Origin of the sequence: Paenibacillus sp. sptzw28, from assembly GCF_019550795.1 — a bacterium.
Taxonomy (GTDB): Bacteria; Bacillota; Bacilli; order Paenibacillales; family Paenibacillaceae; genus Paenibacillus_Z.
Map to the genome: position 1 here is coordinate 3,238,039 of NZ_CP080545.1, position 15,358 is coordinate 3,253,396.

The 15,358-nt window shown below is 44.2% G+C and carries 15 protein-coding genes and 1 pseudogene; 1 reads left to right on the forward strand and 15 read right to left on the reverse strand.

The genetic code is table 11. The annotated features are described in order from the left end of the window. Positions 1 to 78 precede the first annotated feature (78 nt). From KZ483_RS28570 to KZ483_RS14495, 7 genes are all read right to left on the reverse strand, one after another. The gene (locus tag KZ483_RS28570) at positions 79 to 228 is read right to left on the reverse strand and encodes a hypothetical protein (RefSeq protein WP_258881251.1); all 150 of its coding nucleotides are present in this window, start codon (positions 226 to 228) and stop codon (positions 79 to 81) included. A 22-nt stretch (positions 229 to 250) separates the two neighbouring features. Continuing rightward, entirely contained in the window at positions 251 to 850 is a 600-nt protein-coding gene (locus tag KZ483_RS14470) for a TetR/AcrR family transcriptional regulator (protein WP_258881252.1), read from the reverse strand. A gap of 248 nt (positions 851 to 1,098) precedes the next feature. Further along, a complete protein-coding gene (locus KZ483_RS14475; RefSeq protein ID WP_258881253.1) occupies positions 1,099 to 1,584 on the reverse strand; it encodes an NUDIX hydrolase in 486 nt (161 codons plus the stop codon). 62 nt (positions 1,585 to 1,646) lie between these two features. Next, positions 1,647 to 2,198: a hypothetical protein gene (locus KZ483_RS14480; protein ID WP_220348033.1), complete on the reverse strand. Its 552-nt coding sequence runs from the start codon at positions 2,196 to 2,198 to the stop codon at positions 1,647 to 1,649. A 46-nt stretch (positions 2,199 to 2,244) separates the two neighbouring features. Beyond that, on the reverse strand, positions 2,245 to 3,168 hold the full coding sequence (locus tag KZ483_RS14485) for an AEC family transporter (protein WP_220348035.1): 924 nt from the start codon (positions 3,166 to 3,168) through the stop codon (positions 2,245 to 2,247). A gap of 154 nt (positions 3,169 to 3,322) precedes the next feature. After that, positions 3,323 to 4,195, reverse strand: coding sequence for a LysR family transcriptional regulator (locus KZ483_RS14490; RefSeq protein ID WP_220353452.1), 873 nt, complete (start codon positions 4,193 to 4,195; stop codon positions 3,323 to 3,325). Positions 4,196 to 4,459: 264 nt separating this feature from the next. Further along, positions 4,460 to 6,076, reverse strand: a complete 1,617-nt coding sequence (locus tag KZ483_RS14495; RefSeq protein ID WP_220348038.1) for a hypothetical protein — start codon at positions 6,074 to 6,076, stop codon at positions 4,460 to 4,462. Positions 6,077 to 6,553: 477 nt separating this feature from the next. On the opposite strand from KZ483_RS14495, the gene KZ483_RS14500 reads away from it, so the two are divergent. Beyond that, complete coding sequence (locus tag KZ483_RS14500; RefSeq protein WP_220348041.1) at positions 6,554 to 7,687, forward strand: hypothetical protein; 1,134 nt, start codon at positions 6,554 to 6,556, stop codon at positions 7,685 to 7,687. A gap of 208 nt (positions 7,688 to 7,895) precedes the next feature. Here KZ483_RS14500 and KZ483_RS14505 read toward each other — a convergent pair whose 3' ends face one another. The 8 genes and pseudogenes from KZ483_RS14505 to KZ483_RS14545 form a co-directional block, all read right to left on the reverse strand. Then, on the reverse strand, positions 7,896 to 8,366 hold the full coding sequence (locus KZ483_RS14505; protein WP_220348043.1) for an NUDIX domain-containing protein: 471 nt from the start codon (positions 8,364 to 8,366) through the stop codon (positions 7,896 to 7,898). A 146-nt stretch (positions 8,367 to 8,512) separates the two neighbouring features. Then, on the reverse strand, positions 8,513 to 8,818 hold the full coding sequence (locus KZ483_RS28575) for an AraC family ligand binding domain-containing protein (protein WP_258881254.1): 306 nt from the start codon (positions 8,816 to 8,818) through the stop codon (positions 8,513 to 8,515). A 340-nt stretch (positions 8,819 to 9,158) separates the two neighbouring features. Continuing rightward, positions 9,159 to 9,638 (reverse strand): AAA family ATPase, encoded by a 480-nt coding sequence (locus tag KZ483_RS14515; RefSeq protein WP_220348046.1) that lies wholly within the window; start codon positions 9,636 to 9,638, stop codon positions 9,159 to 9,161. A gap of 186 nt (positions 9,639 to 9,824) precedes the next feature. After that, on the reverse strand, positions 9,825 to 10,202 hold the full coding sequence (locus tag KZ483_RS14520) for a YciI family protein (protein WP_220348048.1): 378 nt from the start codon (positions 10,200 to 10,202) through the stop codon (positions 9,825 to 9,827). 232 nt (positions 10,203 to 10,434) lie between these two features. Beyond that, a pseudogene (locus KZ483_RS14525) lies at positions 10,435 to 11,043 on the reverse strand (RNA polymerase sigma factor); the annotation flags it as partial. 232 nt (positions 11,044 to 11,275) lie between these two features. Beyond that, positions 11,276 to 11,920, reverse strand: coding sequence for a hypothetical protein (locus KZ483_RS14530; protein WP_220348053.1), 645 nt, complete (start codon positions 11,918 to 11,920; stop codon positions 11,276 to 11,278). Then, complete coding sequence (locus KZ483_RS14535; RefSeq protein ID WP_220348054.1) at positions 11,904 to 12,458, reverse strand: RNA polymerase sigma factor; 555 nt, start codon at positions 12,456 to 12,458, stop codon at positions 11,904 to 11,906. Before KZ483_RS14535 ends, KZ483_RS14530 begins: the two co-directional genes overlap by 17 nt. A 1,404-nt stretch (positions 12,459 to 13,862) precedes the next feature. Further along, positions 13,863 to 15,119 (reverse strand): GDSL-type esterase/lipase family protein, encoded by a 1,257-nt coding sequence (locus tag KZ483_RS14545; RefSeq protein ID WP_220348059.1) that lies wholly within the window; start codon positions 15,117 to 15,119, stop codon positions 13,863 to 13,865. Between the last annotated feature and the right edge of the window lie 239 nt (positions 15,120 to 15,358).

The following is a 15,358-nucleotide window of genomic DNA, read 5'->3' on the forward strand; positions in this document are numbered from 1 at the left end:
AATACGTTCGAACACAATACCTGATCGACCTTCTATGTTCACCAGTTCAAACGGCTGGGGAACAGGGAGTCCGCACTCCTAGGCGATTCGACAATGATGCAATTCTGCTTGTAAGGCAGCGGTGCTCGTGTTAGGTTTTGCTAATTTGACGATCTTGCTCTCGTCCTCCCATTCAAATACTTCCGCACATCCGCCTTCCCCAATCTTGTTGCCGAATTTATTGATCATGTTGCTCTCTCCTTCTTCGGATTTAATAAGTGAGACCTTCTTTTTGCAGCAACATCTCGTACATTTCTCGTATCATTTCAATTGCTTCGTTAATGTCCAGTTCCAAAGTTTGGGAATTAAGAAGCGTTCCAATGCCGATTAAATAGATCGTTAACTTTAAGAAAATGCGCTTGAGTTGATGGTCTGATACGTCATGAAGCCGCTTGCTGTGACGCATATAGAAGGTGGTTAATTCTTCTCCTAAAAATTGATCAGTGTGCGGATTGTATTTTCTGTATCCGGAAAGATATAAGGTTCTAAACAGTTGCTTCTCATTCTGTGCGAAGTACAGGAAACCGATGGTAATGTTCAGAGCGGGAGAATTGGCGCTGTCCTGATACTCCATCATACTATTGCGCGCAAACTCGGTTGCTTTGTCGTATACGCTCGTTTTCAGATCTTCAATGCTGTCATAGAGGCTATAAATAGGCTGGGTGGAGCATTTGAGCGCCTGAGCGACGTTTCTCGCGGTTATAGCCTCAAATCCTTGCTTTCGAACGAGCTCAAACGCGGCGGTTAAAACTTTTTCTTTCGTTAGCTCTGCTCTTGGCGGCATCTCTTCTTCCTCCACAAATAATAACATATGTTATATAACTAATGTTATAATTGATGAACACTTGTGTCAAGCGGAAGTACACGATCAGAATTTTCTACTAACCAACAAGTCAAAAACGTCCTGACTGACCGAGGATTGTCCGAAATCCCTTTTGCATGTTTAAACTTAAACAAACCTCTCCTTAACAATCCTGCCTGTTATTTCAACGAACGAAAAAGAAGCTGCCGCAAAGCAAGCTCCTCCACTATCGTACCCAATAGCGTAACAAATACATGCTAAGTGCGTTTAAAAAATTTAACAAATGTTTCCAAGGGCTTTATGTTTGGGGGGCTTATTTCTTTTGGCAAATTATCGATATCAAACCATTTAAGTTCTAAAGTTTCGTCGGTTTCGGACAATAACTTCCCTGAAAAATCATAACATACAAAAACGATTCCGATTAAATATACTTCATCGCCGTTGGGGTATGTGTACATCCTATCATCCCCTGAAAAAATCCCTAAAAGCTCAAGTTTATTGGCAACTAAGCCTGTTTCCTCAAATAGCTCACGTTTTGCAGCGTCTTCGACTACTTCACCTATTTCAACAATGCCACCATGCAATGCCCAACACAAATTATCTTTTCGTTTCTGTAGAAGCACTTTTCCATCTTTATAAACGAAGACACCTGCTCCCACAGCAATTAACCTATCATGGCCAATTTTTTTTCGTATGTTTTGTATGTACCCCATCGCTATTCCACCTTTCGGCATTTGGTCCATAATCTTGCCGGTCGCTGGGTCGTCATGGAACTATCGATCCCGTTAACAAGTCTCTATTCCACTCACTCGGATTCATTTCTTTCCGCTTTCGTCTCGCCGACCGTTTTCCAGCGATGCCGGTACTTCTCAAGCCGGGGATGCACTTCTCGCGGCTCCGCAAAGAGCAGCAGCCGAAGTTTGACGATCCATTCCTCGAAGGATGAATACGAAGCGAACATGTTCGCCGTCTGGGGAGTCATGTACAAGAAGTACGGCGACTTGTATTTCTCTGTCAAATACCGCAGTGCGGAATCGATCGGCGTATATCTTTTCCGTTTTCCTTCAAAACCTTCAATGACGATATCCGATCTGACGCGCTCGCGCTTCCATTTATGCAGCCGATCCTCGCGTTTATAATTAGCGGTGACTGGTTCCTTCGTCATCCGCCGCACCGTTTCCTCATGCAGCGGATACAACACGAGCTTCGCAAACGAGAGAATCTCAATCTGCCAGGCCGCAGCGTCCAGCTCCTCATCCGTCGTATGCTCGAACGAATCATAATAAATCAGCGTACCTTTGCGCTGCTCTGCTGGCGGCTCGTAACCAAACGGTACAGCATCGGCGTTCCGTATCATGAATCTCTCCTCATTTGGTAAGACATATAAATAGTAGGCCACTTCGTCAAAATATTATCTTCGACAAGTAGACCGCAATAGTTACGGTAATGCTGCTAAGCAGCGTCGAAAGCAAAACCGATTGTGCCGCGTACTCGGGGTGATTGTTATACTCCAGCGCGAACAAGGCGCTGTTTCTTGATGTTGGGAACGAGCTTGCGATGAACAACGCCTGCGCGATCGTCCCTTCCAATTTAAAGCATAAAATGATGACATATGCAAGACATGGGGACATCACTAACCGGCCGATAAGGCTGAGCAGCAGCGGTAGCGAAATCCGGTTGATTTTCAGATGAGCGCTCTGCGCCCCAAGCGTAAGAAGCGCGATGGCAATAAAAGCGTTCGAAACATTGTTGATCGGATTCCAGATCGTATCCGGGATAGGGACGGACAGCGAATTGAGCAGCAAGCCTGCCGCCAGTGCATACAACGTGGGCAGTTTAAGAAACTCCGACAGCACCTTGGAGCCGCTGCTCTGCACGGATACCGAATTCATCAGCCCGTAGGTATAGGTAACGAAATTCTGAAATATCGAGACGACGACCTGGACCGATGCTCCAAGCGGATTGTTGTGAAAGACAAGCTGGCTGACCGGGAGGCCGAAGTTTCCCGAGTTATTCAGCACAACGCTGTTCTTAAACGTCGCGGACAGACTTCTTTCGAAGTTGGCCGCTCTCGCGACGCCTGACGACATTACCATTAAAGCGAGGTTTTGAACGAGCAAGAAACCGAGGATGATAAACAGCGATTGCCCGCCGATTTTACTTTCGAAGATGTTTGTGAAGCTAACTGCCGGCATAAGAAAATAAGTCGTCAATTTCGATAACGTATTCATATCGAAGTGAAAAATGCGGTGCAGTAACGCGCCGGCGACAATAAGGGAAAAAACGGGAAAAATAACTTGCCAAATAATGAGGTATAGTACGTTCATAAGCAAGCTCCTCTACAGGCTGTCAGCAGAAATGGTCTTCCGATCCTTTTCGGGCATGTTCAGCATAGAACGGAATCCCATGAATGAAAAATACCAATGCCTTATCGCTTGCTATCAAAAAAATGCATAGCAAAAAACGCGGCTGCCCGCGTTTTTAAAGGTCCTTTTGAAAATCCAGCGTCTCCACGAACTTCACGAAACACTTGATCACATTTAGTTCGAGCGCATGCTCGTGGTACAGCATCCACGTCTGTCTGACGATAGGCTGCTCCTGACGATCGTTTACGACGATTCTATGCAGGCCGTCTACGTTCTCAACCAGCGCACTTGAGAGGATGCCGTAGCCCAGCCCATTGATAACCATTTCCGTGCAGGTATCCCCTTTGTCCACTTCCATGCCGATCAGCGGAGGTCGTGAGAACGTTCCACTCCACCAATTGTCGATGATCCCTTTCATGAGCGGGTCCATCTGGTATTCGATCCGGGGCATGAAAGGCAGCTGCTCGAGCTCGATTCGCTCCCGCGAGGCAACGCAAATATTTTCTTCGAAAAGAAACAGCTTCGCGTCCGGCCACTGGTAATCCCCGCGCACGATGCCGATATGAATCTCCTGGTTGTAGATGAGATCGAACACCTCGCGGCTCCAACCCGTTACCACTTTGTATTCCACAAGAGGGTATAACTCACGGAATAGCTTCAGCAGGCGCGGCAGCTTGTGTTTGGAAATATAGTTCGAAACCCCTAAACGCAGCGTTCCCCTAACCTCTTGACCGATATTGGTCGTCGCTTCTTTAATATGACGAAGATGCTCCAGTGCCTCATCGGCGCTTTTAGCCAAATATTCGCCTTGAGGTGTAAAATCGACGCCTCTTGTCCCGCGATGGATAATCGTCACTTTAAATTCCTGCTCCATCTGTTGAATTCGTCTCGTCAAGGCTGGCTGTGAAATATATAAGCTTTGGGCAGCCTTCGTAATATTTTTCTTCTCAAAAAGCACCTTAATGATCAGCCAATCCTGATAATCCATTTCATTTACCCCGCTCATCGATTCGTACATGGAGCTATCGCACTCGGTTTAGCGTAACTTTTTCTTTGATTATAACTCTTATGCTTGCGGCCGTTTTAAATGGGCAGATAAAAACTTTTCGGTGATATCAAGAACCTGAGGATTCCAAACACCTGATCCATGGTCAGCGCCCACTACTGAACGGTTTTTTTATTAAACCCGTCTACCTAAAAAGGGGTGCAGCCTTTCTGTTCTCGTTCTCCGTTACGGAAGGAGGTGTTTAATCTAGTCACATATTTCATACACTCTTATTTTCATACTGCTTGCTCCACCTTCATCGTGTTCTCCTCCGATTCCTGTAAGAAGGCAGAGGTTCCCTCTCTCATTTGTAAATTCAGACAGCACCTGTCCCTTCAACCGATGGCGTGAGATGTCATTCAATTGCGCGTCAAGTAATCCAATACTGCTCAAACCCGTGAGTACAACAGCTCTTCCACACGAATCCACGGTCAACAAAATAGAGTCTTCCTCCCACTTTCTTCGGGAAACAATGAGGAATGAATTCGTATCAATCACGATAAGTTCCATATCTGATAGGTTACTAAATATTCGATGGTTTTTGGAATCTAAGGCTGCAGAAGTAATCCAACCTTCCATATGCAACTCTTTGATGATCTCCATCTGTTCAGTCAAAACGAACATCTTCGTAAGCGGTTTGCCGGGAGTGGTTGCATTATAATAAAAGAAGACTCTTCCGGTCTCATCAAATAAAAAGTTTCCGGAAGGATCATGATAACCGTCATAATCATAACGGAAAGATGCTTCAACATGCCCGCTGCGATTTAATTTGACGAGCTCCGCAGATTGGCCTGACCGGTCCCTTCTGCACACATATATCGCATTATTACTAAAGAAAGGAAAACCACCGCACGGGATCTCAGATCTCATCTCAAAACTCGAGTTATATTCCCGTAGCGTTTTCTCGTAATCGTCGAAAGTGAGAAAGCCACCACCCTCTAACACATGGATCGGAGAAATATAAGTTCCACCCATGGAAGTTTCGAAGATTTTTCGGCCCTTATAATCAAACAGATAATATTGTCCCCTGATAAAACTCATGTAATAGATAAAACCGTGTGCTGCCCTTAAAGAACCATCACGATTTCGGTGTTGGAAGGAGTTAACATTAAGCATAGGTTCCAAAGAACCACTTGGAATAAAAGTATATATCTCCTCATCCTTGTAGCATTCCATACTTCTATCGTATGGAGGTATGCCGATGAGATATTTATGATCTCCTATAACATCAATCAGGGCGCCCCCAAATTCCTGAAGGAGAATGGCTTCTGTTTGATTTTTAATCCGACTTTTCTTTCTTATCTCTTTTATATATTGTTCAATTATTGAAAGATCACGTTTACGGCGGAAATCCGTTACAGAATCATCGCATAGCATCTTATGATCAATCCAAATTGTAACACCCAGAAAATGTTGAAGTAATTCAATTTTCTTACCCAAATCCTCACAAACAAGAATGGCTTTCAAATACTTAGCCTCGCCTGAATCAAACCCCAACTGTTCTATAAACACTTCAGGTTTGCCAAGTTTGTTGGTTAGACCATGTCCATCACCGCCGCTGATATGGCTTGTGAGCGTTCTTCCGTTTCTGTAAATAGACATCTTTAGAATGTCATCATCGACATATTCAATGGACATGACACTTGGGGTGATGGCTTTTGATAATTTCTTTGCAACTTTTTCAATGTCTCCGACTTGGAAGTGCTCACTCGTGATGGTAGTCCATCCATCTGACAAACATTTTACAATACTGCCGGATAAAACTTTTTCTATTTCATGAACAGAATTATATCTAATTTGCAGGTTGGCAAACGTAGTACTCATATCCTCATGACTCCCCGAGAAAATTTAATACCTATATTTTCTGGATCAATACTGTAATATCCTCCAGGTATTGTTTGTGGAGAGTGTCTGATAATCCAGTAAAAAAAGTAACTACACCAAATTTCATGCCACACAATCAAATTCTCCTTTCCCCATCAAAAAAACTTGCCGTTACTTATGGTACGGTTCAGCATTTCTCAAATAAACTAAAGTTACGTTTTTTTTTCTCTCAAATCTCATATTTCTTCATAATAGAAATGCTGCCGTTAGCGTAGAGAGGCTGCCGGTCGGTCCCGCGGCAGCGTTGTGGTGCAGGATATTTATCTATCTTCTCCGTCAGGGCGTAACGAGCTGCCGCATTTACAAGCGTCAGGATGCAATTTCCATTACATCTACAGAAATGTTACCATGTTTTTGTACTCATATAGCATTTAATTTAGCGATAAGTACTATGCAATTGGTTTGGGGGGAGAAACAATGCTAGACGGGCAAGGAATGATAATCTCGGATAAGCAGTTGATACATCATCTCGTTAATAAATTCAACGTTGAAGAACTAAAGCTGGGCGAATGGTCTTATACTAGGTTGGATTGGAAAGCCTCTAATATAGTGACCGACGGACTGTATCGTGTCGCGGGGAAAGCTATCATCGGTATAAAGTCTATGGACTGGTCGTTCATAATCAAAGTTATCGTTCCGGCACCAGAAACGGATGATACCAACCATTACTGCTACTGGAAACGCGAGCCTCTCCTCTATCAATCCAGGCTGCTCGAGACGCTACCGGAGCCGGTGCGGGCGCCAAGGTGTTACGGCGTGGAACAAGTCGATGATGGAACATGGCGGATTTGGTTGGAAGAACTGACCGTACGCTTCGATGAACCATGGGACCTTCAGAGATACGGGGATATATCTGAGCTGCTGGGCCGATTTAATGGCGCTTACCTGACTGATCACTCTCTACCGTCGGAACCCTGGTTGTGTCGCGGGTTTCTCATATCCTGGGTCCGCGAGTGCGACAAATACGACAGCGGTCTCGCAGCAGTTGAAGACGCGTGGAATAATCCACGCGTAAAGGAAGTTATGCCAGCCGGCACGTTTGAACGATATCGATCGTTTCGTTGGAATAGGGAATTGATGTTGACAGGTCTTCAAAAACTGCCGAAGGTATTCACCCACAACGACGCATGGAAGCCGAATCTTTTTCCCGCAGCAGACGGCAGTCTGATGATGATTGATTGGTCCAACTGCGGCCTTGCAGGCGTTGGGGAAGAGCTTGGACGTTATTACGGCTTGAGTCTCAATGCGAATCTGGGTGCTTTACCCAACAAAAAGTCATTCGCGGATGAAATTGCGGCACGGTATTGCAAAGGGTTGCACAGCGCCGGATGGGACGGTGATCGTCGATTAGCCAGATTTGGTTTTGTCGCGTCTGCCGGCATTCGACGCGGAATGATGGTTCCTAAACTGTTGGAGCAGTTAGCTAGCCTGAACGAAACTGACGACATAACGGATAAATTGAAAGAACGGTGCATGGTTGCGGTCCATCTGCTTGATCTTGCGGAGGAATCGATCATGCTGGCTAATGACATTGACCTCCTATATCGATAAATTCATTTCCCTTCTAGTTACGATCACATAAACATGATTATCTAAACGAGCGTGTGAAAACCCCTCTGCACATTGCTTACATGTATTTAATGTATTCTTGTGGGAGCATCACAAAAAGCAGTCCAAAACTAGAACAACATAGTCTTGGCCTGCTAATTTCTGTTATTTCAACTATCGTGTCCGTTAGCGGAATTGAGTTTCTGTTATTTCAGACAAGCTCGATTAATTTTTTGTCAATCTCCTCAATATATCCAATATCCGAGAAGCCGTCCCATAAAATGATTTGATCCGCTTCATCATTTTCAATAAAATCAACGAGCTTTTCTACTTCACAAAAGAATAATGCTCCATATTCCATTCTTTTTGGACCGTGAAAACTTGGCTGTAGATCGAATTTCATTAGACCCCTGAACTCGACAGTATCGACCGTTTGATTGGTTTCTTCAAAAAGTTCTCTTATCACACATTCTCTAGCCGTTTCCCCTTGTTCAATGACACCGCCAGGCAACTCCCAGCTTTTTCTCCATTTGTTTAGCATCAAGAGATAACTCTCTTGAAACTTGACCACAATTAATGAGTGAGTTAATGGTGCGTCTAGATTGACGTTGTCGATCTCTTCTTCTTTCATCTCAATAATGTCCAAAAGGATATTGCCTTTCTTATCAGTTACGATTGCCAATCTCATTTTCCCCCATCTCTAAGCCGTAATGGATCGAGAGCTTTATTACGGTATTCTGCTCTGTTACAAAAATGAGTTAACAGACAGCCGCAGCGGTCTACTCATTCCGCAATAGTATCCGTCAACAAATCATACGTACCTAAGGCTTAATAAATAAGGTCATCTCTCGTTTCAATCCCATGATATTCGCAATAAACTCTATATTTATTCAGGAACGTATAAATATCGTCTTGTCCAATAATTTGATGGTTCTCATCAAAATATTGAAGAGAGCCACCCAATATCAAAAGAGTTACTACTTCTTCGTCTTCTGTAATAAGGGTATGAATGTCGCCTGGTGGTTTAAATATAAAGGTTCCCGGAACAGCAACCCATTCGCGCCCTTCATATCTCCATTTGCCCTGAATATTATAGCCCAATACCGATCCGCCGGTGTGTCTGTGTCTTCCCAAAACCTGGTTACTCTTAATCTTAAATAAGTAAATCCATGTCCGGTGTTTAGCTCAAAGCGTAAAGGTTTGAAATAGCAAGAGTGATTATCAGTGAACAGAACCCAAGGCAGATCTTCAATGTTCACGATACGTTCTGGCAACTGAAATTTCTCTGCAAGTTTTATTACTGATTCTTCAATAAGGGAATTCATTGAGAGCACCTTCATTCAATTTGGTTAAGTCCTATTAGTATTCGAAACCCACCTCAATTTTCCCTCTATTCCCATCCTCTGTCGTCACGCTAACCTGCATTTTGTTTATTGCGCTCACGTTATCGGTTAGTTCAAACGTATCGGAGAATCTACTCTTTTATTTGAGATGCAACTAAGGTTACATCAGTATCCGTTGTATCAATAGTAGTCATAGGTGGGTTAAAGTTCTTATCGGCAATATCAAGCAATGCCTTAGCAAAGTTTTTGTGGTCCTGAATCATTTCCTCAGACCAATTTCTTTCAAGTAAGCGTTTCTCACGAGTTTCTTCATTACAGTGTAGGTTTATGTAATATACATGCTTAAAATAAGGGAAATCCACACATTTTTCAATATCCCAAGGCATCATTGACCCGCATATAATAGTCATGCGTCCACTTTGAGCGATATTTCGTGCAACTCGAAGCCAAATATTCCGCATTTTCTCCCAATCATGTCCGATAAACTCAACAATATTATCAGGGTCAAAAACATCAGAATCTGGCATTATTCTGCGTAATTCTTGAACGACATATGTTTTTCCTGACCCACTTGCGCCTGTTACGATAAATAAAGGCAATTTATTTTCCATTAGTTGTACCCCCACCTATCTACTTATATTTTACAATTATAGCATCTCACAAACGATATGGAGGGTAGTAAACAATTATAACCAAACTCCCGTTTGTTGAGCCATCCGCGCTCAGCACATAAAAAAACGATGGATCGGTTCCATCGTTTCACTCTCGTATCCGTTAGTTCAATCATTTCCCACTTCTTATTGCTCCCCCGACAACTCCGGCGCCTCAAATACTTGACGCAATTCAATCTGACCTTCCCCATGTCCTTGCGGGTCTGGCATCCGCATGGCCCACTCGATTGCTTCTTCCCTCGACTTCACATCAATCAGAATGAACCCGGCAATCAATTCTTTCGTTTCCGTAAATGGGCCATCCATAACTACCGGCTTTTCCCCTGGTTTTGGATATGAAATACGAATCCCATTTGAACTTGGATGAAGTCCTTTTGCCGCAACCCGCACGCCTGCCTTAACTAATTCCTCATTGTACTTCGTCATGGCTTCAATGAGCTCTGGGTCCGGGAGATTTGCCCCTTCCGAATTCTTCGAGGCTTTGACAATCAACATAAACAGCATAAAAAGTTCCTCCTTTTTTTTAAAGGCCAATCCCCTAATTGACCTCTATATAAATACAACGAACCGGTATCTTCAAAATCGACACATTGATCAAAAATTTAAAATGAGATCGTTACGTATAAATTTGATCGTGTAATTCATGGCATAGGCTGGCTTGCCACGGCTCTTTTGAATTTCTCGATAAACTTCGTAACCTCTTGAATTGTTTGAGATTCTTCTCTCGTTTCTTGTCTTATTCTAAGTTGCAATCGGAAGCGCGCTTCAAAAGGTACTTGCGTTCCTTTTCATTACGCGCTAGAGCTGCAGCACGATTGAATTCTAAACATGCTTCTTGCTTGCGGCCCAGTTTCATGAGAAAGTCCCCTCGAATGCTTGGCAATAGGTGGTAGTTTTTCAAGGATGGTTCTTGGATTAACATATCGACGACTTCTAGCCCCACTTCTGGACCGAACGCCATTGAGAGCGCGACAGCACGATTCAGTTCGACGACGGGTGATGATGCAAGCTGGGAGAGAGCGTCGTAAAGCGCCGAAATCCAGACCCAGTCCGTTTCCGAAACCGTACGGGCACGGGCATGACACGCTGCAATCGAGGCTTGAATTAGATAAGGGCCGTACGCCCTGTCGAGACGCTCGGCCCGTTCGATTGCAGTCAGCCCCCTGCGAATGAGCAGATGATCCCATAACGCCCGGTTCTGATCCATGAGCAGAATCGGTTCTCCACTCGGGTTAACCCGTGCCCTGAATCTGGACGATTGAATTTCCATCAGCGCCACGAGTCCATGGACTTGCGGCTCGTCAGGCGCGAACTCAGCCAATATCCGTCCAAGCCGCAGCGCCTCCTATATCTGGAAATGTCTGGGGCGACAACCTCCCCCTCTATTTCCGTACACCTTCATGTTGCCAATGTCATTTAACGGGGTCGCTCTCCCAAACTTTCAACCCTCATAAAAGGGGCGAAATCCTGCGAATAAGCGAGCATTCGTGAGAAAATTAAATCGTACCGAGGGAGCTTAATGCTTATCGGCAATCTAAATCATTAATTGCCTGTCTTATTACTCACAATAACCCTTCTCAATCATTGGTGACCCTTCCTTTATACGTCACGTGGTCTTCCGATTTGATCTCGATCACGTTGCTGCCGAGTTTCTTCTTATCCTTATAGGCGGTTATCTCAAGCATACTCTCAGTTGCCACTTGTCCATCTACAAGAGGAGACCAGTAGATCGTATCACCTGACTTAACAATCGCTTCTTTCCCCTGGTATCTCACCTTTGAATCCGACGGATTCCATAATAACAACTCCCCTTCTGATGTTCGCAAGCTAATCTGGTCTGCATCCTTAGAAACAATTGTTATAGGAAATCCTGGCACACTGCTCATAAACATTGAGTATTGACCGAGCGGGAAATCTACATCTGGTTTTACCACTTGGGGGGTACCGTCTGCCGCATAAGCAGTGATAACGAATCCATTAAACAATGTAGATGGACCGCTATTGGTTTGACCACCATTATGAAAAATAAGTGGTCCTCCAATGATAAGGAGGAATACAATCACACAGGCAGCGGAAATCATTGCGACTTTATAACGAAATGAGCGAACTCTTATTTGAGTAACACTGGAACCAGAACCAATCTTGCTGATTATGTTTTGTTTGAGCTCATCGTCCAGCTTTATTCCATTCATCCCTTTCACATACTTAGATCTCAACGTCATCGTCCAAGCCTCCCATTAATTTTGCCTTCAGAAGCTCTTTTGCTCGTTTCAGTTGCGTCCGAATCGTGCCCTCTTTACGATTCAGAAGCTCGGCAATCTCTGCTGTTTTGTAGCCTTCATAATAGTAGAGATGAATGACCATTCGGTATTTCCGAGGGATCTCAAGAACAGAGGACACTACCTCCATACTCTCGATATGCTCAATAGGCAGTGGTATATCGTCAACAGTAGAGAACCATTTCTTCCACGGACTTCTGATCACGTCTTTGCACTTATTTATCGTCACTCGAATGATCCAAGCCTTCTCGTGCTCGGCATCGTTGAAGGGACGGTGGTGCTTAAATAGCTTGATATAGACCTCTTGACACACATCCTGCGCATCCGCTAGGTTTCCGAGGTGGGTTAGTGCCAATCGCAGCACCATGTCGGCGTATTTGTTCACCAAGATTGCTAAGTATTCATTCTTACCCATCTCGTTGCTTTCCCATTGCTCCCCTCCTCTACTCATAACATTTTGAATCATGGGGAAATGTTTCATTGAACTTAAAAAAATAACATGGGAATGGTTGGGATAGAATCAATCAATAGTATATCAAGGCTGCCAATCGAGCTGGCAGCCTTGTCATTAAGCTATATAGTTTCCTGTTAATTGAACAAATTTATAAATTTTCTCTTTGAATTCCTCAGCACATCATTGTGCATTACTGCCAGTTGGTTAAGCGAGGGGCTGCCGCGCGGCAGCCCTTTCGGCATTTAACTATAGTTCTCCGTTAGCGGAGACATGTTTTCTAACTGCCATTAAATCCCAAATCGACATGACTTATCCTTTGGCACTTATTCGCACAAGTACTTCGTCCCGCCGTTTCCTTTTATCGTTATTCACATATTCTGTAGTACCTGATAGCGGAAAGAAAAATATTCAAATGAACCTTCACGTCCAGCATTGCTGCTATCTTCAGGAAGGGGAAATTATTTGTGAATTTTACTTTCAAAAACTTCGCCAGGATGTTTATTGGTAGACGTGTTGTCATTTTTACAACAGGCTCGCCCCGCGGCTTAAACGGATCTCCTGAACCTGCTAGATTCCAAGGTATGATTCGCGAAGCAGGAAAAGATTTCATTTGTTTTATTACGGATGATAGAAGACGCATCATTATTATAAACGATGAGATCGTTGATTTGGTCACACCTAGTTCGAGAACAAGAAATTCGAGAACCTTAGGTAAACGATAAGAAAAGGGGTTTTTAGATGTTAACCTTCCGGCAAAGAGTACAAAGATTATTAGGAAGACGGGTATTCATTTCCACAACCGCACTCGCCGTCGACGAAGCCGGTTCAGCAGAATTCGACGGAGTTTTAAGAATTGTCGGCAAAGACGTGCTTGTTATCATTTCAGGACAGAGACCAATAGCCATAAGAATTAGCGAGATTATATCGTTAAGACCCCTCAACAACAGAACAACTCTTAAAAGAAAGCTCACCTAACTTTTAGGCGAGTTTTTTACTTTCTGGTTAACCAGTCGCGAAAACGGTACAATTTGTTTGACGTTTAGTTAAACTGATCCGTTAGCTGAGAAGACCACCGGTTCACTGAATTGCATTCCGTCATAGCGGCCTTAGTCTTAAATTCCATGGGACTAAGGCCGTTTAATTTCTCATCGCTCGTTATTGTAAAAGTGAATGTAATATACCTGCTCGTATTTCTTGACCCGCTGGTACACTTGATATTAGGCGACCTGAAACTAATTATGCTTTTATTCAAGCATAGTTGTGTCGCATGGTCATTAATTAAGCAGACAGGTATCGTTCAAAAACGACACAAGTCTGCTTAATTAGCAGCTAAAGATATAATGATTGCTTATTTTATTTAAGCAGTTTTGTGTCGCTGCACATTTGTATTTGGTGTCATACACCAAATACATCCATTTTTCAATGATAAAACTAGCGAGATATATTAAGACAACGTGGGCCTGCAAAGCTTGAGAGCGGTACAGCCTCAGCCATCAATTGGTATCCTAAGTCGTTGCCATGAAGGTTGTCATAACTGGTGCCGGGTTTCCACCACTCAGGGAACAAGGGATCAGCAACAGCGCTTTCAAAGTCAATAATACTGTCAAACTCACCTGAATTTTTGATCCATTCATTGATTTGGTGTCGTTTCTCTTGCACCTCTGGCGTACTATGAGTTCTGAATACGCTCGGTCTTGTCTCGTCGCCGGAAGGCGTAAGCAAGCCTCCGTGGACGCGGATACCATGCTTATGCGCCAAATCGATCACTTGACGATAACCCTTAATCAACTGCTCGACAGTAGCTCCTGCGGCGAGGTCATTAATCCCCTCGAGCACGATCAAGTCTGTAACCCCAGTTTGTGAGAACACATCGCGTTCCAGGCGGTCAAGTCCTCTTGGCCCACGATTTTTAGGATCATTCAAGACCAACATGTTTCCTGTAATGCCCGCATTTAAAACAGATATAGGGATCTCGGCGTCGTTCAGCCTTTTTGCTAAAAAATCCGGCCAAGCCTTATCTTGATTCTGTGTAGAGAAGAAGCCGTCGGTGATAGAATCCCCAAGTGCGACCACTGTACCGGCCGGGCCGTCGGTAAGGACATCCAAGCCGTTAACAATCATCCAATCGGTATTCGGTTTAATGAATGAGCTTCCGTCTTCCTCAGCGGCATGGTTGCCAGAGACGGACAAATACCCTACGTCGCTATCCCCGTAAAGAGATGAATGAGCGGTTACCCTACCTGTAGCTGTAGCGGCGTAAATGCTCACCGAAACCCGGGAGAGTGCCGGCACCGACAGCGCCACGGGATCACTCCATAACTCGGCTCCCGCCGGTATCGTTACGTTCCTTTTCCCGTTAAAGGTTACTGGCTTATTGGTACCGGGAACGACTGCGGCCAATTCCAATTGACGCCCTACGTACACATCATCAATCGTCAAGGGTTGTTGACCGAAAACATTCGACAAGCGCACTCGCACCAATTCGCCGCTGATATGAGTATTAAATGTGGTGCGATAGGTAAGGTCGGCAAATCCGGTTACCGTTTGGATCGGACTGGCCATCCAGGTTCCGACCCATGCCTGCTTCGTGCATTGGCTTGACGTGTTCGTCGCGGCTGTGGCCGGTAGAGCAGCAAGCGATGTCAAGGCGAGAATCAGAGTCAGTAAAATACCAAAATTTCGTTGCACTAAATTCATTCCTTTCTTTTTCTTTTGATGAGTTTTAATGGGGCCGATTAAAGCCCGCACATGCTCTTAAACCATGCTCAGTTACTTCAATAAGGAAAGAAGAGCCGCATCGCTGCAAGCTCCTCCACTATTGAATTGAGCTGAATATTGATTACAGGCGTAGATAGATACTTTCAGCTTTTTTCAAATTCCTTTCTTTTTTCAAGTAATAATTTCCGCCCGATGCTCCGATTTAATCA